Below are 19,658 nucleotides of genomic sequence, written 5' to 3' on the forward strand. Positions count from 1 at the left end.
ACGCAGGTGAAACGCCCGAAAGGCCTGCGTGCGGTATGCGATCGGCGGGGACGCTCGGAACCTTGACCGCCTAACTTATCGCTGATAACTTAACGCCGTTATTCTCTGGAGGAAGGCGTTGCGATGCTGGAACGTTTGGCTCGATCGGTTATCGCGGCGCCTCGCCTCGTGCTCGGCGCGGCACTACTTATCGCCATAGCGGCCGCCATCTTCGGCGTACCGGTCACCAAGCATCTCGCCGCGGGCGGGCAGCAGGACCCCAACTCCGAGTCTGCCCATGTGACACGGGTTCTCGCGGACAAATTCGGCATCAGCGACCAGTCCCTGGTCTTCATGCTCACCAGCGAGCAGGGTGTGAAGAGCCCGCAGATGCGCGCCGTCGCAAGCGATCTGGAGCGCCAGCTCAAGGAATCCGGCGACGTGCTCAACCTGACCTCGGCGTGGACGGCGCCGCCGCCCGTCGCCGAGGATCTCTTCGGCACGGACGGCAAGTCGGGGTTGATCGTCGCTGGACTGACCGGTGGCGAGAACGACGCGCAAAAGCACGCGGCGACTCTCATCAAGTCGCTCGCCGTCGATCGCGATGGCGTCTCGATCAAGGCCGGAGGAGTCGCCACCCTCTACAACCAGATCGTCACACAGTCCGAGAAGGATCTGCTGGTCATGGAATCGATCGCGATTCCGATCAGCTTCGTGGTGCTGGTCTGGATCTTCGGCGGACTCTACGCGGCGCTACTGCCCCTGGTGGTCGGGGTGTTCTCGATCGTGGGGGCGATGTCGATCCTGCGGGGCCTGACGTACGTCACCGATGTATCGGTGTTCGCGTTGAACCTCGCCGTCGCAATGGGATTGGCGCTTGCTATTGACTACTCGCTGTTGATCATCAGCCGCTATCGCGAAGAGGTGAACGCCGGTAAGCCGCGCGATGAGGCGCTGGTGCTCACCATGACCACGGCGGGGCGCACCGTGCTGTTCTCGGCGCTGACGGTCGCTCTCGCGCTGGTGGCGCTGATCTTGTTCCCGATGTACTTCCTCAAGTCATTCGGCTACGCGGGTGTCGCCGTGGTCTTCGTAGGAGCCATCGCGGCACTGGTCATCGTGCCGGCAGTGGTCACGCTGCTCGGCGACCGGATCGATGCGCTCGACGTGCGCCGTCTCATCCGTAAGATCCTGGGCAGGCCAGAACCCGTCGCCAAGGACGTCACCGAGACGTTCTGGTACCGGAACACCAAACGCGTTATGGCCCGAGCGGTTCCGATCGCCGTCGTGATCGTCACGGCATTGGTGGTTCTCGGCCTGCCATTCCTTGACGGCAAGTTCGGGTTCCCGGATGACCGGGTGCTGCCCGCGTCGGCCTCGGTGCACCAGGTCGGCAACGAGATGCGCCGGAACTTCAACAACAACAGCTCCACCAACCTGTCCGTCATCGCCGAGGGCATCGGGGCGGTGCCGCCGTCGGGAATCGATCAGTACGCGACGGACCTGTCGAAGATCGAGGACGTCAAGGAGGTGGCCGCACCCACCGGCGCCTTCATCCGGGGCATGAAGGTCGGCCCGCCCTCCGGTGCAACCGGGATCAAAGATGGGACAGCACTTTTCACGGTGCAGACGGGCGCTAAGCCCTACACGGCAGATGCCGAGCGTCAGCTCGACGCCATCCATGCCCTACCCGGCCCGGGTGATACCACGGTAAAGATCGGCGGGGGAGCGCAACTGGACCGTGACGCCGTCGACGGCATCGTGGACAAGCTGCCCTTGGTGCTGGCCATCATCGCGATCGTCACCTTTGCACTGCTGTTCCTGTTGACCGGCTCGGTGGTACTGCCCCTGAAGGCACTCGTGCTCAACGTGTTGTCGCTGACGGCTACCTTTGGCGCACTGATCTGGATTTTCCAGGAGGGGCACCTGGGCGGATTCGGGACCGAGGTCACCGGAACGATCGTCGCCACCATGCCGATGCTGTTGTTCTGTATCGCGTTTGGGCTGTCCATGGACTACGAGGTGTTCCTCATCTCCCGGATCCGTGAGTACTGGATGGCATCCGGACGCACCCGCGCCGACAACGACGAGGCCGTGGCGCTCGGTGTGGCCCGCACCGGGCGGGTCGTCACCGCCGCAGCGATGATCATGACTATCGCCTTTGCCGCGCTGATAGCCGCGCAGGTGTCCTTCATGCGCATGTTCGGCACCGGACTGACCATCGCGATCGTGGTCGACGCCACCATCATCCGGATGTTGCTGGTGCCCTCGTTCATGCGAATGCTCGGGCGCTACAACTGGTGGGCACCTAAGCCGCTGGTCAAACTCCATGACCGAATCGGATTCAGTGACTAAGCGTCCGCGTTCGTCGCGCGGGGAAGGAGACCAACTGCGCGACGAAATCATCGACGCCGCAATAGAACTTGTCCTGGAGGCCAAGGAGCTGCGTGCGCCGTCGATCCGTGAGGTGGCCCGCAAGATCGGTGTGACCCCACCGTCGATCTATCTGCATTTCGCGGACAAGGATGAGCTGATGGACGCGGTGTGCGGGCAGTACTACCAGCGGCTGGACGATGAGATGGTGGCCGCGGCCGTTGATCAGCAGACCACGCTGGAGCGCCTGCACGCGCAAGGTATGGCCTACGTGCGCTTCGCCGTCGCGACCCCGCTGATGTACCGGCTGGCCACCTCGGCGCCGCCCCGCGATGACAGCGAACTGGACGAAACGCTGGTGAGTGCGGCATTTGCGCACTTGCACAAGGGGGTTCAAGAACTCGTGGAAGAAGGCTTCTACCCAGACGGCGACACCGTCGCAATGGGTCTGCAGCTGTGGTCGGCGGCGCATGGAGTGGCCTCGATGCTGGTCACCAAACCATATCTGCCGTGGGGTGATGCGGAACTGTTCGCCGACAACGCCTTACGCGCAGCGTGCCTGGGACAGGCGGTCAGTGATGTCGATCTGACCGCAGTGCTGCCGCGTCAGAAGTAGAGCCGCACCGACGCCAACGTGCCCGGTGCCGCCGAGTTGTTGGAGAACTCGAAGAGCCCGACTCCGCGCCGATCACCCAGATGCACGGTGGCCGACACCGAGGAGCCCGCGGCCAGCAGCTTGTTAACGGTCAATGAACTTGTTGCCGAGACAAACTCGGCCAGCGATGCGTCGGTAACGCCGTCCAGGGAGAGGGAGGCGTCGGGGGAGAGCAGCCGGGTGACCGTCGGGACGTCCCGGGCAGCCAGGGCGCCCGCCAGTTCCTGGACGCGCTGCTTGCCTGTCTCGCGAACGCCCTTGAGGCCGCGCATGAACCCCAGTACCCCGTTGAGCCCCTGGTTCTTCAGCAGCTGCGGTCCCAGCTTCGCGCTCGCCAGTAGTCCGTCGCTACCGGCGCCCAACAGCTGGCCGATCATGGCGCGCAATTCCCAGAACGCGAACAACCGATCGATCTTGAGCGATGCGGCCGGCCCGTCCTCCACCACGTCATAGCGCAGGTGCATCGGGATGTGCATGGTGACGCCGGTCGACATCGTGGTGTGAATGGTCAGATCGCGCAGCACCGACATCCCGGCAACCACATCGTTTTCGACCTCGAACACGATGGTGTTGGGCGCGATGAAGGTGTCGTAGAACTTGCTGATCGCGGCCTCACCGATATGAGGCCGCGAACCCACCGGGTCGTTGACCTGGCCGTAGGTGGCGAAGAGGCCGACCCAGCTGTCCTTGTCGTGTGCACCGACAGCTGCGGGCGACGCCTGAACGGTCGCCAGCAGCTCGTCGGCGAATGGTGCGCTGGACACCGGTTTAGGACAGTGCCCCGAGCACCGCGTCGTAGTCGGGCTCCTGAGCGATCTCGGGCACCAGCTCGGTGTAGGCGACATTGCCGTCGGCGCCGATCACGACGATCGCGCGGCCCAGCAGCCCGGTCATCGGGCCGTCGGCGATGGTGATGCCGAAGTCCTCACCGAACGCGCTGCGGAATGCCGAGGCGGTGCCCACGTTCTCGATGCCCTCTGCGCCGCAGAAACGCTTCTGGGCAAACGGCAGGTCCTTGGACACGCACAGCACCGGCGCGCCCGCTTCGGCGGCACGCTGGTTGAAGGTCCGCACGCTGGTCTGGCAGACGGGGGTGTCGATCGAAGGAAAGATGTTGAGGATCACCGGCTTATCCCGGTACTGATCGCTGGTCACAGGGCCGAGATCGGCGCCTACCAGCTCAAATGCCGGGGCAGGAGAGCCGACAGCGGGAAGCTCGCCGACCGTGTTGATGGGGTTTCCGCGCAACGTGATCTGTGCCATGGGTCCAGTGTTCCAGAGTTCGTGTGCTGTTTGCATCAGCGGGGTTAGGTTGGAGGCATGACGACGCCCGTCAGCTTCGATAACCGGTTCTTCTCGGCAACGTGGTCCGCCATCGCGCGGCGCGAACCTCCAGAGATCAAGGAGCTGCGCGCCGAGAATCTGCGGGGCCTGACCGGACGCGTCCTGGAGGTGGGCGCGGGCACCGGCTCGAACTTCTCGCTGTACCCGAACACCGTGACGTCGGTGACGGCCCTGGAACCCGAATCCGGGCTGCGTCCGCAGGCCGAGGATGCGGTCGCTGCCGCTGCGATCCCGGTGACGGTGACCGCCGGCGTGTTCGAGGATCTCACCGTCACCGGCGAGGACCGATTCGATGCGGTGGTGTGCTCGCTGGTGTTGTGTTCGGTCGGTGACCCCGATCGTGCCGCCGCGCAGGCATTCGAAGTGCTCAAGCCCGGCGGTGAGGTGCGTTTCTTCGAGCACGTCGCCCACGGGGGCGCGCTCGGAGTGGCTCAGCGCGCGGTCGACGCGACGTTCTGGCCCCGATTGTTCGGGAACTGCCATACGCACCGCGACACGCTGGCAGCACTCGAGCGGGCCGGGTTCCAGATCGAGGAACGGCGCGACGACTGGCTGAAGATATTCGGAATCCCGATGCCGTCCTCGTCGATCGTGATCGGCCGCGCGGTCAAACCCGCGTAGTGCAGACGTGCTTGGAGCGCCCGCGGATCAACCGAATTCGACGACCGTCATCGCCGGCCTGATCCGGTCAGAGAACGGCAGGTCGTAGAACAGGGGCGTGGCCAGCTTCAGGAAGTTTCCGCGTCCGGGAGGCATCCGCACCTCACGCACCGTGCGTACACCGTCAAGGGCCCGCAGCTGTCCGTATTGGTGCGCGGTGAAGGAGAACGGCATGGGCGGCACCGTGTAGTGCTCGCTGAGCTTCCAACCGCGCCGCTGCGAATAGACGCTCATCAACCAGGGGATGGTGTCGAAGACCATCCACCCGCCGGGAAAGCGCTTAGCGCAGGCGGCGATGAGGTCGAACACCACATCGCGCTCCAGGTACATAAACAGCCCCTCGGCGGTGATCAGGACGCCGTTGGAGTCGTCGACCTGGTTCATCCAGGAGTGCTCGAGTGCGGACTGCGCGATGTAGCGGAGCCGATCAGAGGGCGGAAGCAACTGCTGACGCAACCGCACGATGGGTTCCAGGTCGACGGACAACCAGTTCAGCTCGCCGTTGTCGATGCGCCAGAAACTGGTCTGCAGACCCTCGGCCAGCGCCACCACCGTGGCACGCGGGTGAGCCGCGAGATAGTCGTTGGAAACGTTGTCAAAGGTCAACGCCCGCAGCGCGATTCCCTGGTGGGTGCGACCAAAGTGGTGGTAGTCGTAATCGAGGCTGTCGCGCAGCACGATAGCCATCGGGTCCTCAAGAACGCCGTCGGGCCGGTTCGCCTCGGTGGCCCGCTGATTCAGCGTGATGAGCGCGGTCTCCGACACCCCGTCGAGGTGGCGGGCATCAATGGCAGCCATGCCAGCCACAGTACTAGCGAACGAGTTTGTGCAACGTCCGCAGGTTGCGGGTGGTCGTCGTCGACTTGTACCGCTTCTTGCCCATCGTCTTACCGACGGGGCTGGCCAGGGTCTGCGACTTGGGCACCTGCCAATACAGCACGCCGTCACCGGCGGCGATGCGTTCACGGTCATCGAGCTCGCCGCCAAGGGCTGCCAGTTCGGTGAGCACCGCAGGGTCGCTGCAGAACATCACGTAGGAGTGCACGTCCTCGATATCAGGCTCCCAAGGGAACGCATCGATGATGCGGCCGACCGTGTCCAGGTCGTACACCAGCACCCAGGCCTCGTAACCGAAGCGATCGCCGAGTACCCGCTGTAGCCGTTCCTTGACCGCGGAGGCGGTATCGCTGGAGTCCAGCAGCACATTGCCGCTGGCGAGAATTGTTGTCACACCAGCGAATCCATCAGCGGTGAGGGCTTCGCGGACATCGGCCATCTTCATCGTGATGCCACCAACGTTCACTCCGCGCAGCAGGGCGGCGTATCTGGTCACGGCTATCCGAACTGCAGCAGCGTCATGGAGGGGCGTGTCCGGCGCAGAAATCCACGATCAAGGCGCTTGGAGTTGATGAACTTCCAGAGGCCACGGCCGGGCTGCAGCGGTATGTCGACGGCGGCCACCACTCCCGGGACTGAAGTGAGGGCCTCGCCTTCGTCGGGAGTCAGCGCGAACGGCATCGGCGGGGCCACATAGCGGTCCGACAACCTGAGCCCTTGCAGAGTGCGCCTGCTGAACCAGTGCGGAATATTGTCGAACATCATCTGGCCACCGGGAAAACGCTTGGCACAGGCCTCGATCAGCCCCAGAGATTCCTCCGGCTGCAGGTACATAAGTAGACCCTCGGCCGTGATGAACGCGCCCTCTGAGGCATCGACCCGATCCATCCAACTCAGGTCCAGGGCCGACTGCGCCAGCCCGACGATCCGCTGGTTCTCCGGCAGCAGCTTGTTGCGCAGTTCCATCACCGGCGGCAGATCAACTGAGTACCAAGTGAATTGGGCTGTGGGTTCGGCTCCGCCGAGGCGCCAGAAGCTGGTCTGCATGCCCTCGGCAAGTGCGACGATTGCTGCCCGGGGATGCGTCGCCAGATACACACGTGCCTGCGTGTCGAAGGCCAGTGCCCGCAGCCCGTGCGATTGCGACGGGCGCCCGAACTTGCGGTAGTCGTACTCGATGGCATCGAAGAGTTCCGCGGCCAGCGGATCCTTGATCACACCGTCCGGCCGCTTGGCTTCGGTTCCGCGGTTGTGCAGAGTCCACAGGGTGGTAGCCGAGACGCCCTCCAGACTGTCTCCGCTGATCCCCGATGAGCCGCTGGGGCGAAGAGCATCAGACTCGGTCATGACGCTGATGCTAGTGAAATGGGGCGACGATAGGACTGCCCCTTGGTTAGGCTGACCGGTATGACCGAATCGAAGGCGGGCGGAGACTCGGCCGCGGATGATGCCAAGCGCAAGTTCCGCGAGGCCCTTGACCGCAAGAACAACAAGGCCAACGCCGCCGCCGACCACAAGGACACCGCAAGCAAGCCGACCCATGCACATGGCCGGGCCGGCTCGCATCGCGAATTCCGCCGTAAGAGCGGTTAAGCCACTCGCCTCTGGCTGGCCAGTGACCGGGCGATGATCAGCCCGGCCAGCACCACCACCCAGCACACGAGGCCAAAGCCCTTGAGCCCCCACACCACTGACGCCAGGGTGAACCCGCCGGCGGCCATCAGCGCTACCCCGACGGCCGCGCTGCGCACACCGGGATGCGCGACGTAGCCGCCGTCCCAGCCGGGCAAGGGGTTGTTCTCCAGCGGCCGCAGGGCCAGGAAGAGGCCCGTCACCAGGATGGTCATCGTCACCACCTGAAGCACTGACAAGAAGACGAAATTCGTTGCCGTGGTGTCGTATCGGGGGAATCCCAGGAAATCGAACACCAGGTGCATGCCCAGCAGCGCGGGCATGTGCCAGAGGTACAGCGTCATCGCGCCCGAGTTGCCGATGGCCACGGCCCACCAGACCCGTGGGCGCTGAGCCCATCGATTGATGGCAGGCATCGCTGCGATGGCCAATGCCGACAGGACGATCGCGTGCCCGGCCAACACCAGCGACGGCGGGATCATGTTCGGCACCTTCTGGCCGGCCACCCCGACCAGGCTGATGGTGTACGGGCCGAATGTCACCAGCGCGATGTTGATCGCGAAAACAGCTGCGGCGAGTATCAGCGCCGCCTTCTGGGTGATCAGCTGCCGGCGGTACCCCACGCCTAAAACCGCCGGCAGCAGCCACACCACGAAGTTCACGTATCCGATGCCGGCGGGAGCCCCCAGCCCCAGCCGCAGCACGTCAACTGCCGCGATACCCAGATAGATCCCGGCCAGCGCGCCGAGCATGCTCCGCGTGGTCGTGATGCGGGCAAGCAGCGGAACCGCCGCTAGCACCAGCACGTAGGCGCCCAGGAACCACAGGAGCTGGGTGCTTACCCCCGCGACCGGCTCGTATACGTGCAGCGGCAGGATCTGCCGAAGAATCAGCAGCGCCACCGCCCAGAAGCCCAGGTAGTAGAACACCGGGCGGTACAGGCGGGTGCAGCGATGCATGAGCCAGGATCCCCAGCTGGTTCCGGGCTTCCAGGAGCCCACGCTCGCGGCAACCCCGGCGAAGAAGAACAGCGGCATGATCTGGAAAACCCAGGTGAGTGCCTGGAAAACGGGGCGACCGTTGAGCAGGTTGCCCCACAGCAACACACCGTTGTCGATGGCGCTCACCGCCATGACGGTGTGCCCGAGGACCACGCCGACCAGCGACACGATCCGGATCACGTCAAGTGCGCGGTCGCGCGTTGCCGCCGTGGCGGCGCCCACCTCATCGGCGGTGGGCAGGCCCAGAGTCATCGTCATGCACCTAGCGTCGCCGAGTGCCGATCGCCGACACAGCGCGTCGCTACGCGATCTCGCTAGGTAGTTTCCCCTGGGCCCGCCGCGTAGGACTAGCCGCCGAGCGCGGCGATGAGGTCCTTGATCTTGGCGGCCTCGTCCTCGGTGACCTGCTCCTCGGACTCAACCGCCGTCAGGAAGCCGACCTTGAGGCCTGCGCCATTGGCGGTTTCCTGTGCGGTGAGCCGGGCGCGCCGACGTGCGGTGTACAGACGCTGGCCCAGCGTCGCGCTGGGGCTGTTGGCCGCGTCCTTCATCAGATCGTCGTAGCGATGGCGCACCCCGCTCAGCGCGACGATCACCGACGGCGTCACGCGGCTGCGGCCGGCGGCCTTCGAGATCGCGCCCTCAAGCTTGCGCAGTCCGCTCAGGACGACGGCGACGCGTTCGCCGTATTCGGCGTCGCTGGGTTCGGGCAGGGTGTCGATGGCGGAGGCGTACATGTGCACCGCCGCATCGACGAGGCTGACAATGACTGGGGCTTCGCCGTCATCCGGCACGACTTCAGGCACGACCCATCGACTCCTTCTGAAAAGACCGGTAACGACCCCGAAGTAGGCGGGGGTCGCCGACAACTTAGCGCCGATCCACAGCCCGGACAACCCCTATCGGATGAACGATTTCTGATCCGAGTGTCTAGCCATGGGTGTGCGAACTGTGCTGTGCTACCAACCTTTTCGGCAGTACAGCTGTGGTCATGGGGTGTGGGGGCAACAGATCTTGATTAGCCGGTGCTCACCGGTGCGTCCGGTTTCACCCGGCGCGGGCGCTCTTGCCAGATGACGGCGATCAGGCACAGCGCGGCCAGGGCGGCCACGGCAAGTGCGAACGTGACGCCCGCGGTGCGCAGTCCCCATGCTTGGGCGGCCAGGCCCTCGCCGATGACCGGCAGGGCGATTCCCACATAGGCGACCACGAAGTAGCTGGAGGTCACTTCGGCACGGTTGTCCTCGGGGGTCCGGTCGGCGATGGAGGCGAGTCCGCGGCTGAAGCTGATGCCCTGTCCGATGCCCACCACGACGGCGCTGGCCAGGTACCAGGGCAGTGACGAAGTATGCAGGGCCACCACAACGAGCAGCATCCCGGTCAGCAGGATGGCGCAGCCAAGGATCAGCGCCTTGGCGGCCGGTACCTGCCGGACGAGAATCTGTGCCACACAAGAAGATCCGAACGTCAGGAAGACACTTGCCCCGGCCACCGCGTGGTTGTCGATGCCGAGTACCCCGGACAGGAACCCGGGTGCCACCGCCGTGAAGGATCCGAGTGCCGCGAATCCCGCGAATCCCGCCGTCGCTGCTGCCGCGAATGTCACCCGGACCTCGGGAGGCAGCGAAAGGCGTTGCACACCAAGTTTTCCGTGCCGCGGTGCGGTCTCGGGTGCCAAGAGCAGCGCGACCACGGCGATCGACACAAGTCCGATATGAACGATGAAGGCCAGATGTGTGGGCCAGGGTGCGTACTGAACGAGAACACCGGCCACCAAGGGGCCCAATCCAAGGCCGCCGGTGTTGGCGATGGTGGCCACGGCGGCGGCCCGTCCCCGCCATTGCTCGGGTGCTGCCTCGATGACGGCGACGGTAGCGGCACCGGTGAAAAACCCTGCGGACAGTCCCGAGACGATGCGCGCGACCAGCAGCAGCGGAACCGAGTCGACGAACAGGAAGATGACCGAGCTGAGGATGGCGAACCCGGCTCCGGTCAGCAACAGTGGACGACGGCCGAGAACATCAGACCAGCCGCCGAACATCAGCAGCGCGAACAGCACGCCTGCGGCATAGGTGGCGTAGACGACCGTGGTGGTGAGCACGGAAAAATGCATCTGCTGCGAGTACAACGCGTACATGGGAGTCGGCATGGTGGTGCCGATCATGACTGCCGAGAAGCTGAACGCCAGCAGGATGAACGCGGCCGAGTGGCGCAAGCGAGCAATCACAACCCAATGTAAGTCACGGGCGGGCCTGTCTCATTCCGCCACGATCAGTGTGCAATCGCCTTCTCCGCGCCGATGCCCGTCAGGGAGCGCACCTCCATCTCGGCGTTCACCCCGGGATCGCCCTTGTCGCTGGAGGTGAGCGTGCCGATGATGCCCAGCAGGAAGGCCAGTGGAATCGACACGATGCCCGGATTGGCGAGCGGGAACCAGGCGAAGTCGGCCCCGGGGATCATCGCGGTCTTGGCGCCGGAGACGGCGGGGGAGAAGACGATGAGCACGATGGTGGAGATCAGGCCGCCGTACATGCTCCACAACGCGCCGCGGGTGTTGAACCGCGCCCAGTACAGCGAGTACACGATGGTCGGCAGATTGGCCGCCGCCGCGACCGCGAAGGCAAGCGCCACCAGGAACGCGACGTTCTGCCCGTTGGCCAGGATGCCGAGCCCAATCGCGATGACACCCAGCACTACTGCGGTGATCCGCGACACCCGGACCTGCTCTGCTTCAGAGACATTGTGGCCCTTGATGACCGAGGCGTAGATGTCATGTGCGAAGGAGGCCGATGCGGTGATCGTCAGCCCGGCCACCACCGCGAGAATCGTGGCGAAGGCCACCGCCGAGATCACCGCCAGCAGGATCACGCCGCCGAGTTCGAAGGCCAACAGTGGTGCGGTCGAGTTCTGCCCGCCCGCCGCCGCCAGGATGCGATCGGGTCCGACGAGCGCCGCGGCGCCGTAGCCCAGCGCCAGGGTGAACAGATAGAAGGCGCCAATCAGTCCGATCGCCCACACCACCGAACGCCGCGCCTCCTTGGCGGTGGGCACGGTGTAGAAGCGCATCAAGACGTGGGGGAGGCCGGCGGTGCCCAGCACCAGCGCTAGTCCCAGCGACAGGAAGTTGATCTTCGATGTCAACGAGCCGCCGTACTGGGCGCCCGGCGCCAGAACATCGCGGGACGCAACACCTTTGGTGTGACTGTCGGACACGGCGTGCTGCGCCGCGCCGAGGATGTCGGAGAAGTTGAAACCGAACTTGGCGAACACCGCGGCCGTCATGAGCGCCGCGCCGCTGATCAGCAAGACCGCCTTGATGATCTGCACCCAGGTGGTGCCCTTCATTCCGCCCACCAGGACGTAGACGATCATGAGCACGCCAACCACGCCGATCACAATCGATTGGCCCCATCGGCTGTGAATGTTGAGCAGGAGTGCCACCAGGCCTCCGGCACCCGCCATCTGCGCGAGTAGGTAGAACAGTGACACCGTCAGGGTGGACGTGGCCGCCGCCAGACGGACCGGGCGCTGCCTGAGCCGGAAGCTCAGCACATCGGCCATGGTGAACTTGCCTGTGTTGCGCAGTAATTCGGCCACGAGAAGCAGGGCCACCAGCCAGGCCACCAGGAATCCAATGGAGTACAGGAAGCCGTCATAGCCGTACACCGCGATGGCCCCGGCGATTCCGAGAAAGCTTGCGGCGGAAAGGTAGTCGCCGGCGATGGCGATGCCGTTCTGTGGGCCGGAGAAGGCGCGGCCGCCGGTGAAGAAGCCCTCTGCGGTCTTGTTGCTGCCGCTGGCCCGGATGACGAGGTAGAGGGTGACGGCGACGAAGACGGTGAAGATCGCGATGTTGGTGGCTGGATTGCCGACGGTCTCGGCCGCCAGCGTCGATATGGTGCTCATGCCTGTTCCACCTCGGCGCGGATGGCCGCGGCCTTCGGATCCAGCTCGCGGTTGGCGAATCTGACGTAGAGGCCGGTGATGACGAAGGTCGTAAGGAACTGGCCAAGGCCCAGCACGAGTCCCACGTTGATGTTGCCGACGAGTTTGATCGCCATGAAGTCATGGGCGAACGCGCCCAGCACCAGGTACAGGCCGTACCACGCGAGAAAGAATGCCGTCATGGGAAAAACAAAGCGTCGCAATGTCTTCCGAAGTTCCTGAAACTCCGGGCTGCTCTGGATTTCCAGGGCTCGTTCGGTGGACAGCTCGCTAGGATCGATCGCGGTCAACGCTGGCTCCTTATGGGTACCTGTAAGGGTGCTGGGAGAGCGTAATGAGAGCTGAGTCACAGCGGCGGGGTTTCTGGCGCTGGTTTGTCAGGTGTTCACCTGACCGGCCGCGGGAGCGACCGCTCACACGCTCCGGTGTACCGATTCATCCCCGTACTGCTGGTTGACCGCGCGCAAGAACTTCTCGGCATCGGTCGGTTCGACCGGAGGCAGGTGGATTGTTTCGCTGACGATGCCGTCGGGCAGACGTGGCTCGGAGCCGACATCGGGGATGAAGTTCTTCAGGGCGCCATCGGTGAAGGGCACGCCGGACTTGACCTGATTGTTGGAGACCAGATCGAATGCCCGCGTCATCGCATCGCGGGATTCCTCGGGCAGTGCTGCTTTGATCGCGGCGATCTCGGTGGCGGACTTCCCGTCGAAAGACTGCGCGAACTCGTACAGATACTGCAGCTGATTGGACGGGATGGTGACGCTCTTACCCGCGGCGAGATCCTTGAGCTGCCGATCATCCAAGAGTGATGCCGCGTTGACCCTGCTCAGCACGCTCTGATCGCGCTGGCTGTCCGCCTGGAAATGCTCCCCGTCCCGATTTCCCTGTGCGGGAGTCAGCCCGCAGAAGGGGTTGAACGAGGCCGCCAACTCATCGCAAATGGCGTCGATCTGCTGCTGGGCTTCCAGTTCGGCGGCCCACCACTTGTCGTAGGCCTTGCGCATCACCCGCGTGAACTTGGCGGCGCTTTGGTTTGCCTTCTCGATGACCTCCGCGCTGGCATCGGGCTGCATGTTCCAGCTGACAGTGAGGTCCTCGGCCACGGTGTAGCCATGATCGCTGGCCTCGTTGTACAGGTCGACCGCCTCGCGGCGGTACTCAATCGACTGGAACTCCAAGGTGACCAAGGCCTTCGGGGCGTCATCGAGCAGCACCTGGGTGGCCAGGTAGATCGTCTTCTCGTCACTGGCCGCGGTGTCCTGGACCGCGCGCGCGGTTTCACCGTCCCACGGAAGGCCGCCGGGCATGTCGACCGAATGTTTGTAGTCCTGGGCGCGATGTTGCAGCTCGGTGGCGGTCAGCATCGCCAGGCGCAACGGCACGATCGACTGTTCGGGATGGTTGGTCAACAACCGTCTGGCCGAGTAATCCGACTTCATTGCGGCCTCGACAGGGACGCGGCCGAAAGGATGGTTTGGCGCACGTACTCTTCGGTATCCCCGAACCGGGTCTGTGCTTGCTCGGACAAGTCAGCCATGTTGACGCAACGCGCCGCGAACATGCGCTGTAGCTCGGGGATGACTTCGGTGACCAGTCGTCTGACGGCGGTCAGCGATGGAGCATCCCCCGCTTCGACCCTCGTGGGGTTGTCGGCCCGGCTGCACAGTTTGTGGGCCTGTTCTCGTAATTCCGGCGACAGCTTGCGCAACGCCTCTAGATCAACGTCCAATTGGCCTGACAGCGGCAGCCTCCCCGAACACTGTGATCTTGGTCGCCCAAGTTGCCGTAGCGTAGCACCGCTGGCGTTGTCAAAGTTCAGAAGGAAGGAATGTCACATTGGCGAAATTGCAGCTTGCGCAAGATCCGGCCGCCGATGAGTTGCTGGAGGAGAATCCGCTAGCGCTTCTGATCGCCATGCTCCTCGATCAACAGATCCCGATGGAAGTGGCGTTCGCCGGGCCGAAGAAGATCGCCGACCGGATCGGCGGTATCGACGCGCACCAGATTGCGGAGTACGACCCCGACAAGTTTGTGGCCTTATGTTCCGAACGGCCCGCGATCCATCGCTTCCCCGGCTCGATGGCCAAGCGCGTCCAGGTGCTCGCGCAGGAGATCGTTGATGAGTACGACGGCCGCGCCGAGAACATCTGGAAGACCGGCGATCCGGACGGGGCCGAGCTGCTCAAGCGGCTCAAGGCGCTGCCTGGTTTCGGTGAGCAGAAGGCCAAGATCTTTGTGGCGCTGCTCGGCAAGCAATACGGGGTCCAGCCGAAGGATTGGCGCAAGGCCGCCGGAAATTATGGCGAGAAGGACACCCATCTGTCGGTTGCGGACGTCGTCGACGGCGAGTCGCTGGGGCTGGTGCGCGCCCACAAGAAAGAAATGAAGGCTGCGGCAAAAGCAAAGGCGGCCAAGGCATAAAGCCCTGACCGCCTCGCTTGTGTCGTGAACTACGGCAGCGCCGCGAACAGCGGTGCCGACGGGACCACCCCAACACCGGGAGCGGTCGCGGCGGGCAGCCCGGCGACGGGAGCCGCTGCGGCTGCCGGGATTCCGTTGACCAGGGCCGGCGGAATCAGCGTCTGCTGCACTCCGGCAGGCAGCAGCTTGGGCAGGTTGGTGGCCCACAGATCAACGGTCTGGGTGACACCGTCTGCGCCGGGGATCTGCGAAACGCCGGGCACGCTGCTGGTTGCGGGAACAGACGCGGGGGACAGCGCCTGGGCGGCTGCCGGCGTCAGTGCCTGAGCGGCCGGAGGCAGCGCAGGTGCGGCGGGCGCCAGGCCCGGAACCTGAGCGGCCGGTGCGGCAGGAGCCAGGCCCGGAACCTGAGCAGCCGGTGCCGCGGGAGCGACGGCCGGCAGCGCCGGTGCGGCCGGTGCGGCGATGGCCGCGGGTGCCGCAGGAGCAACCGGTGCGGCGGCGGGCGCGTTACCGAAGCCCGAAGCTGCCTGGCCCAGGATCGCGGCGGGGTTGGTCGGGTTCGGCCCCGGGGCGGGGATGGGGTCAGCGCTGGCGGTCGACGCCAGGCCCAGCGCCAGGCCGGCCGACGCGAAGGCCGCGATCGACGCGCCCATGAAGACGTTGGTGATCCGTGACATATTGAACTCCAATGCTGTTTCGCTAGACGTGATTACTGGTGTTAAACGCCAAGGTAATCCGTTACGCGTGTTACTCAAGTGACGCGTGTGGCGTAGATGGAACCGTTACCAAAACGAGTGAGCGAGGTTATCGAAGCCCCGATGAGAACAGAGCCGACCAGGGCGAATGCCGAGCCCCAGGTTTCGACACGCGGCGCGTCGGCGTGGCGGCGTGTCCGCGAATGGGCTCCGTGGCTGTTGGCGCTGAGTGTCGCGGTGCGCCTCGCCTGGGCGTACCTAACGCCGCACGGTGCCGACCTTGTGGACCTGCATGTGTACGTCAGCGGTCCGGCAACTCTGGGCCACGGCAATCTCTACGAGTTCACCTACCCGGACAAGACGCCGGACTTCCCGCTGCCCTTCACCTATCCGCCCTTTGCGGCCGTGGTGTTCTGGCCGCTGCACCTGCTTCCGTTCACTCTGCTCGGACTGTGCTGGATTCTGGGCACCATCGCCGCGCTCTACGCGGTGGTCCGGCTGAGTCAGCGGTTACTCGGATTCGACGACGCGCGTGGGGCCGCCGTGTGGACGGCCGTGACCATGTGGACCGAACCGGTGCGTTCGACCCTGGACTACGGGCAAATCAATGTGTTGTTGATGCTGCTGATCTTGCTGGCGGTGACGTCATCGCGGTGGTGGATCTCCGGAACGCTGGTGGGACTCGCAGGCGGGGTGAAGCTGACTCCTTTGGTCTCCGGCCTCTACTTCCTGGGTGCGCGCCGCTGGGCGACCGCCATCTGGGCCGCGGTGGTCTTTGTGCTCACCGTGCTGGTGGGCATCGCGATCGTCGGGGAGCAGGGGCGCTACTACTTCACCGATCTGTTGGGTAAGCCGGACCGGATCGGGCCGATCGCCACCGTGTTCAACCAGTCCTGGCGGGGCGGGATCTCCAGGATTCTCGGCCACGACGCGGGCTCGGGAGCACTGGTGCTGGTGGCATACCTGGTGACAGCGGTACTGGCCTTTTTCGCCTGGCGGGCCGTGGACGACAGGTTGGGGCGGATCTGCGTGGTGCAGATGTTCGGTCTGCTCATCTCGCCCATCTCATGGACCCACCATTGGGTGTGGATGGTTCCGTTCATGGTGTGGCTACTCCACGGGCCCTGGCGAGAAAAACTGGGCGCGAAGATCTTTGGGTACGGATGGCTGGTGCTGTTACTGGTCGGGGTGCCCTGGCTGCTCAGTTTCGCCCAACCGGATATCTGGCGCATCGACCGGCCCTGGCCGTTGGCATGGGCCGGGCTGGTGGACATTGTGGCGGCAATGGCGACGTTGACCTGGATGGCGGTGACGGGGATCAGGTCACGGGCTTGGAATCGGGAAGTTTCGCCCACCGGCTAGCGTTGCGGCCATGTCTGAACATTGGACCGTCCTGGTCACCGGTGCTTCCAGCGGGATCGGCGCGAGCGCGGCCCGGATCTTCGTCGAGCGCGGGCACCGCGTCTTCGGTACCAGCCGTAATCCGGACACCATCGCCGACCGCATCGCCGGGGTGCAGTATCTGCGGCTGGACCAAACCGACAAGGCCAGCGTCGCCGAATGTGTCGCGCAGGCGGGCGAGGTGGACATCCTGGTCAACAACGCCGGAGAAAGTCAGATCGGCGCGCTGGAAGACATCTCCATCGATGACTTCGAGAAGCTGTATACCACCAATGTCTTTGGGCCCGTGGCGCTTACCAAAGCGGTGCTACCCGGGATGCGAGAACGGCGCCGCGGCGCCATCGTGATGGTGGGATCGATGGCAGGCACCTTGCACGTGCCCTTTCGGTCGACCTACAGCTCGGCTAAATCGGCATTGCACACCGTGGCCGACTGCCTGCGGTACGAGGTCGCGCCGTTCGGGATCACGGTAAGCACTGTGGAACCCGGCGTCATCGCCACGGGGATCGAGACGCGGCGCAATCGCATCGTGGCCGAGGGATCCGCCTACCGCGAAGCATTCCAGACGGTCGACGCGGCCATGGCCGCGCGGGAACAGCACGGCATGGCCACCGATGATCTGGCCCGCCTGGTTGTGGACGTGGCGCTGAATCCGAACCCGAAGCCTTTGTACGCCAAGGGCAGTAACGCCCCGCTCATCATGGCCGCGCAACGGCTACTGCCCGCCCGGCTGTTCCTGAAGTTCTTGGCGCGCATGCACGGACTGAAGGTGGGGTAGGGCATGTTTCCCATATCTCCCCAAGGGGCCCACCCCACGGGCTCGTCGGATGCCTTCCACTCCAAGGACATCGGCAGGCTGCTGCTGCAATGCCCCGACCGGATCGGCGTGGTCGCCGCGGTCAGCGCGTTCCTGGCCGAGGCCGGCGCCAGCATCATCTCGCTGGCGCAGTACTCGACGGAACCGCAGGGTGGCTGGTTCATGCAGCGCACTGTCTTTCACCGTTCCGGGCTCAGCGCCGCACGCGAAGACATGGAGAAGCGATTCGCTTCCATCGCTGAAGAATTCGAGATCCAGTACCGATTCAGTGAGGCCGCCAAGCCCAAGAGAGTCGCGATCATGGTGTCGCGTACAGATCACTGCCTGCTGGACCTGTTGTGGCGTAACCGTCGCGGCGAGCTCGACATGTCGATCGTGATGGTGATCTCCAACCACCCCGATCTTGCCGATCAGGTGCGCTCATTTGGGCTGCCCTTCGTGCATATCCCGGCAACTCGCGAGAACCGCGCCGAAGCCGAACGCAAGCAGCTGGACCTGCTGCAGGGAAACGTCGACCTGGTGGTCCTGGCTCGATACATGCAGATCCTGTCGCCGGAATTTCTCAACGAGATCAGTTGCCCGCTGATCAACATCCACCATTCATTCCTCCCCGCGTTCACCGGCGCCATGCCGTATCGCCGTGCACGGGAACGCGGCGTGAAAATGATCGGTGCCACAGCGCATTACGTGACAGCGGAGCTGGACGAGGGCCCGATCATCGAGCAGGACGTGATCCGGGTCGACCACACGCACACCGTGGAAGACCTGGTGCGGCTCGGTTCCGATGTGGAACGCCTGGTGCTGTCGCGTGCGGTTGCCTGGCACTGCGAGGACCGGGTCATGCGACACGGCAATGTCACCGCGATCTTGTAAAGCTCCGCAGCGCCCGAGTTCCTCGGCATCCACTGTCCTGTTGCCCGCGTCTATGCGACAACTAGGGCAGTGCAGAGCCTGTAACACGTTTTGTCGCATAGACGCGGGCAGAGCCGATGTGGCATGGACCTAGCGGCCGGTCTGTGAGTCGATGGTTTCGGCCAGCGCCAGATCCTTGTCGGTGATGCCACCTTCGGAATGCGTGGACAGCACGAATGTCACGGTGCGCCATCGGATATCGATATCGGGGTGATGATCGGCGGCTTCCGCGTGCTCGGCGATGCGGCGTACCGCGTCGATTCCGTCGAGAAAGGCGTCGAACGTGACGGCGCGGCGCAGGGAGTCGCCCTCGCGGGTCCACCCGGGAAGCTCGGCGAGCGCTGCGTTGATCTGGTCATCGGTGAGCAGGGCCATCAACTCAACGTATAGCGTCGACCACCATGGCGATAGTGGTCGCGGGTGCGGTGATCGATGGCGACAAGCTGCTTATCGCGCAGCGATCCAAACCTGCCGAGTTGGCCGGGCAGTGGGAGCTCCCGGGCGGCAAGGTCGCCGAGGGCGAATCGGAGCCGCAGGCACTTGCCCGGGAGCTACGCGAGGAACTCGGGATCGAGGTCGAGGTTGACACCCGCGTCGGCGAGGACGTCGTCGTCGGGAATCTGGTGTTGCGTGCCTATCGCGCACGCGTGCACGACGGCGGCATCCCGCACCCGCATGAGCATCTGGCCCTGCGCTGGGTCACCGCCGACGAACTCGACACGGTGGAGTGGGTCGCCGCGGACGCGGGGTGGATCCCCGCGCTGCGGGCGGCGCTAGTGGGCCCGCGCCCGGTGTAGCACCTTCTTGAGCTCCTTGTCGGAGAGCCCGTGCTGCTCGGCTTTCTGCATCTTGTGCACCACAAGAGGGCACTTCATACAGCGTGGTTTGCTCTTACAGCACTTCTTCTTGGGCTTGAGTCGTGCGACCTTGCTGGCCTTCACTGAGGGTCCTACTTCTGGGTCTAAATGCGTCTTGGGCTG

Annotated in this window: 23 protein-coding genes; 9 read left to right on the forward strand and 14 right to left on the reverse strand. The window is 64.6% G+C overall.

Features of this window, described 5'->3' with window-relative positions:
* The first annotated feature begins 123 nt into the window (after positions 1 to 123).
* On the forward strand, positions 124 to 2,334 hold the full coding sequence (locus RHO23_RS02300) for an MMPL family transporter (RefSeq protein ID WP_423488627.1): 2,211 nt from the start codon (positions 124 to 126) through the stop codon (positions 2,332 to 2,334).
* On the forward strand, positions 2,327 to 2,968 hold the full coding sequence (locus RHO23_RS02305) for a TetR/AcrR family transcriptional regulator (RefSeq protein ID WP_070917182.1): 642 nt from the start codon (positions 2,327 to 2,329) through the stop codon (positions 2,966 to 2,968). Before RHO23_RS02300 ends, RHO23_RS02305 begins: the two co-directional genes overlap by 8 nt.
* Here RHO23_RS02305 and RHO23_RS02310 read toward each other — a convergent pair.
* Positions 2,959 to 3,771: a nuclear transport factor 2 family protein gene (locus tag RHO23_RS02310; protein ID WP_057968177.1), complete on the reverse strand. Its 813-nt coding sequence runs from the start codon at positions 3,769 to 3,771 to the stop codon at positions 2,959 to 2,961. The two genes, RHO23_RS02305 and RHO23_RS02310, sit on opposite strands and share 10 nt — an antisense overlap.
* 4 nt (positions 3,772 to 3,775) lie before the next feature.
* Positions 3,776 to 4,270, reverse strand: coding sequence for a thiol peroxidase (tpx, locus tag RHO23_RS02315; RefSeq protein WP_030094739.1), 495 nt, complete (start codon positions 4,268 to 4,270; stop codon positions 3,776 to 3,778).
* 57 nt (positions 4,271 to 4,327) lie between these two features.
* Between tpx and RHO23_RS02320 the strand changes: the two genes are divergently transcribed.
* Entirely contained in the window at positions 4,328 to 4,972 is a 645-nt protein-coding gene (locus RHO23_RS02320; protein WP_423488628.1) for a class I SAM-dependent methyltransferase, read from the forward strand.
* Positions 4,973 to 4,999: 27 nt separating this feature from the next.
* Here RHO23_RS02320 and RHO23_RS02325 read toward each other — a convergent pair whose 3' ends face one another.
* The 3 genes from RHO23_RS02325 to RHO23_RS02335 are packed head-to-tail and all read right to left on the reverse strand — an operon-like array spanning position 5,000 to position 7,195.
* Entirely contained in the window at positions 5,000 to 5,809 is an 810-nt protein-coding gene (locus tag RHO23_RS02325; protein ID WP_423488629.1) for a class I SAM-dependent methyltransferase, read from the reverse strand.
* 13 nt (positions 5,810 to 5,822) lie between these two features.
* The gene (locus RHO23_RS02330) at positions 5,823 to 6,344 is read right to left on the reverse strand and encodes a DUF1697 domain-containing protein (RefSeq protein ID WP_070916487.1); all 522 of its coding nucleotides are present in this window, start codon (positions 6,342 to 6,344) and stop codon (positions 5,823 to 5,825) included.
* Positions 6,345 to 6,346: 2 nt separating this feature from the next.
* A complete protein-coding gene (locus RHO23_RS02335; protein ID WP_423488630.1) occupies positions 6,347 to 7,195 on the reverse strand; it encodes a class I SAM-dependent methyltransferase in 849 nt (282 codons plus the stop codon).
* 60 nt (positions 7,196 to 7,255) lie between these two features.
* Between RHO23_RS02335 and RHO23_RS02340 the strand changes: the two genes are divergently transcribed.
* Positions 7,256 to 7,441 carry a DUF5302 domain-containing protein gene (locus tag RHO23_RS02340; RefSeq protein ID WP_030094745.1) on the forward strand — a complete coding sequence of 62 codons (186 nt, stop codon included), beginning with the start codon at positions 7,256 to 7,258 and terminating at the stop codon, positions 7,439 to 7,441.
* Here RHO23_RS02340 and RHO23_RS02345 read toward each other — a convergent pair.
* The 7 genes from RHO23_RS02345 to RHO23_RS02375 form a co-directional block, all read right to left on the reverse strand.
* Positions 7,438 to 8,739, reverse strand: a complete 1,302-nt coding sequence (locus RHO23_RS02345; protein WP_264921277.1) for an acyltransferase family protein — start codon at positions 8,737 to 8,739, stop codon at positions 7,438 to 7,440. The genes RHO23_RS02340 and RHO23_RS02345 overlap by 4 nt on opposite strands.
* Positions 8,740 to 8,828: 89 nt before the next feature.
* Positions 8,829 to 9,218 carry a hypothetical protein gene (locus RHO23_RS02350; protein ID WP_030094748.1) on the reverse strand — a complete coding sequence of 130 codons (390 nt, stop codon included), beginning with the start codon at positions 9,216 to 9,218 and terminating at the stop codon, positions 8,829 to 8,831.
* A 281-nt stretch (positions 9,219 to 9,499) separates the two neighbouring features.
* Entirely contained in the window at positions 9,500 to 10,708 is a 1,209-nt protein-coding gene (locus RHO23_RS02355) for an MFS transporter (protein WP_070953669.1), read from the reverse strand.
* A 44-nt stretch (positions 10,709 to 10,752) separates the two neighbouring features.
* On the reverse strand, positions 10,753 to 12,387 hold the full coding sequence (locus tag RHO23_RS02360) for a solute symporter family protein (RefSeq protein ID WP_423488631.1): 1,635 nt from the start codon (positions 12,385 to 12,387) through the stop codon (positions 10,753 to 10,755).
* Positions 12,384 to 12,716, reverse strand: a complete 333-nt coding sequence (locus RHO23_RS02365; protein WP_070920328.1) for a DUF485 domain-containing protein — start codon at positions 12,714 to 12,716, stop codon at positions 12,384 to 12,386. The genes RHO23_RS02360 and RHO23_RS02365 overlap by 4 nt, the downstream gene beginning before the upstream one ends.
* Before the next feature lie 123 nt (positions 12,717 to 12,839).
* On the reverse strand, positions 12,840 to 13,868 hold the full coding sequence (locus tag RHO23_RS02370) for a hypothetical protein (RefSeq protein ID WP_057968183.1): 1,029 nt from the start codon (positions 13,866 to 13,868) through the stop codon (positions 12,840 to 12,842).
* Complete coding sequence (locus RHO23_RS02375) at positions 13,865 to 14,158, reverse strand: hypothetical protein (protein ID WP_057963867.1); 294 nt, start codon at positions 14,156 to 14,158, stop codon at positions 13,865 to 13,867. The genes RHO23_RS02370 and RHO23_RS02375 overlap by 4 nt, the downstream gene beginning before the upstream one ends.
* Before the next feature lie 116 nt (positions 14,159 to 14,274).
* Between RHO23_RS02375 and RHO23_RS02380 the strand changes: the two genes are divergently transcribed.
* Positions 14,275 to 14,850: an HhH-GPD-type base excision DNA repair protein gene (locus RHO23_RS02380; RefSeq protein WP_198528428.1), complete on the forward strand. Its 576-nt coding sequence runs from the start codon at positions 14,275 to 14,277 to the stop codon at positions 14,848 to 14,850.
* Positions 14,851 to 14,879: 29 nt separating this feature from the next.
* Here RHO23_RS02380 and RHO23_RS02385 read toward each other — a convergent pair whose 3' ends face one another.
* Positions 14,880 to 15,530, reverse strand: coding sequence for a hypothetical protein (locus RHO23_RS02385; RefSeq protein WP_030094755.1), 651 nt, complete (start codon positions 15,528 to 15,530; stop codon positions 14,880 to 14,882).
* 96 nt (positions 15,531 to 15,626) lie between these two features.
* Here RHO23_RS02385 and RHO23_RS02390 point away from each other — a divergent pair, with 96 nt between their 5' ends.
* Genes RHO23_RS02390 through purU form a run of 3 tightly spaced genes read left to right on the forward strand, consistent with a single transcriptional unit; the run spans position 15,627 to position 18,639 of the window.
* Positions 15,627 to 16,910 carry a mannosyltransferase gene (locus RHO23_RS02390; protein ID WP_371258619.1) on the forward strand — a complete coding sequence of 428 codons (1,284 nt, stop codon included), beginning with the start codon at positions 15,627 to 15,629 and terminating at the stop codon, positions 16,908 to 16,910.
* A gap of 10 nt (positions 16,911 to 16,920) precedes the next feature.
* Positions 16,921 to 17,727 (forward strand): SDR family oxidoreductase, encoded by an 807-nt coding sequence (locus RHO23_RS02395; RefSeq protein WP_057968186.1) that lies wholly within the window; start codon positions 16,921 to 16,923, stop codon positions 17,725 to 17,727.
* Positions 17,728 to 17,739: 12 nt separating this feature from the next.
* Entirely contained in the window at positions 17,740 to 18,639 is a 900-nt protein-coding gene (gene purU / locus RHO23_RS02400; RefSeq protein ID WP_081343222.1) for a formyltetrahydrofolate deformylase, read from the forward strand.
* A gap of 129 nt (positions 18,640 to 18,768) precedes the next feature.
* On the opposite strand, the gene RHO23_RS02405 is transcribed toward purU, so the two are convergent.
* Complete coding sequence (locus RHO23_RS02405) at positions 18,769 to 19,053, reverse strand: 4a-hydroxytetrahydrobiopterin dehydratase (RefSeq protein ID WP_057968188.1); 285 nt, start codon at positions 19,051 to 19,053, stop codon at positions 18,769 to 18,771.
* 26 nt (positions 19,054 to 19,079) lie between these two features.
* Here RHO23_RS02405 and RHO23_RS02410 point away from each other — a divergent pair, with 26 nt between their 5' ends.
* Positions 19,080 to 19,475: a (deoxy)nucleoside triphosphate pyrophosphohydrolase gene (locus RHO23_RS02410; protein WP_057968189.1), complete on the forward strand. Its 396-nt coding sequence runs from the start codon at positions 19,080 to 19,082 to the stop codon at positions 19,473 to 19,475.
* The last annotated feature ends 183 nt before the right edge of the window (positions 19,476 to 19,658 follow it).

The organism is Mycobacteroides sp. PCS013 (genome assembly GCF_049532645.1).
Lineage (GTDB): Bacteria > Actinomycetota > Actinomycetes > Mycobacteriales > Mycobacteriaceae > Mycobacterium > Mycobacterium gwanakae.

Bases quoted from the DNA above. Each gene is read 5' to 3' on its own strand.
- RHO23_RS02300 (WP_423488627.1), top strand. From the start codon at position 124: ATGCTGGAACGTTTGGCTCGATCGGTTATCGCGGCGCCTCGCCTCGTG.
- tpx (WP_030094739.1), bottom strand. From the start codon at position 4,270: ATGGCACAGATCACGTTGCGCGGAAACCCCATCAACACGGTCGGCGAG.
- RHO23_RS02320 (WP_423488628.1), top strand. From the start codon at position 4,328: ATGACGACGCCCGTCAGCTTCGATAACCGGTTCTTCTCGGCAACGTGG.
- RHO23_RS02325 (WP_423488629.1), bottom strand. From the start codon at position 5,809: ATGGCTGCCATTGATGCCCGCCACCTCGACGGGGTGTCGGAGACCGCG.
- RHO23_RS02335 (WP_423488630.1), bottom strand. From the start codon at position 7,195: ATGACCGAGTCTGATGCTCTTCGCCCCAGCGGCTCATCGGGGATCAGC.
- RHO23_RS02340 (WP_030094745.1), top strand. From the start codon at position 7,256: ATGACCGAATCGAAGGCGGGCGGAGACTCGGCCGCGGATGATGCCAAG.
- RHO23_RS02345 (WP_264921277.1), bottom strand. From the start codon at position 8,739: ATGACGATGACTCTGGGCCTGCCCACCGCCGATGAGGTGGGCGCCGCC.
- RHO23_RS02350 (WP_030094748.1), bottom strand. From the start codon at position 9,218: ATGTACGCCTCCGCCATCGACACCCTGCCCGAACCCAGCGACGCCGAA.
- RHO23_RS02360 (WP_423488631.1), bottom strand. From the start codon at position 12,387: ATGAGCACCATATCGACGCTGGCGGCCGAGACCGTCGGCAATCCAGCC.
- RHO23_RS02370 (WP_057968183.1), bottom strand. From the start codon at position 13,868: ATGAAGTCGGATTACTCGGCCAGACGGTTGTTGACCAACCATCCCGAA.
- RHO23_RS02385 (WP_030094755.1), bottom strand. From the start codon at position 15,530: ATGTCACGGATCACCAACGTCTTCATGGGCGCGTCGATCGCGGCCTTC.
- RHO23_RS02390 (WP_371258619.1), top strand. From the start codon at position 15,627: ATGGAACCGTTACCAAAACGAGTGAGCGAGGTTATCGAAGCCCCGATG.
- RHO23_RS02395 (WP_057968186.1), top strand. From the start codon at position 16,921: ATGTCTGAACATTGGACCGTCCTGGTCACCGGTGCTTCCAGCGGGATC.
- RHO23_RS02405 (WP_057968188.1), bottom strand. From the start codon at position 19,053: ATGGCCCTGCTCACCGATGACCAGATCAACGCAGCGCTCGCCGAGCTT.
- RHO23_RS02410 (WP_057968189.1), top strand. From the start codon at position 19,080: ATGGCGATAGTGGTCGCGGGTGCGGTGATCGATGGCGACAAGCTGCTT.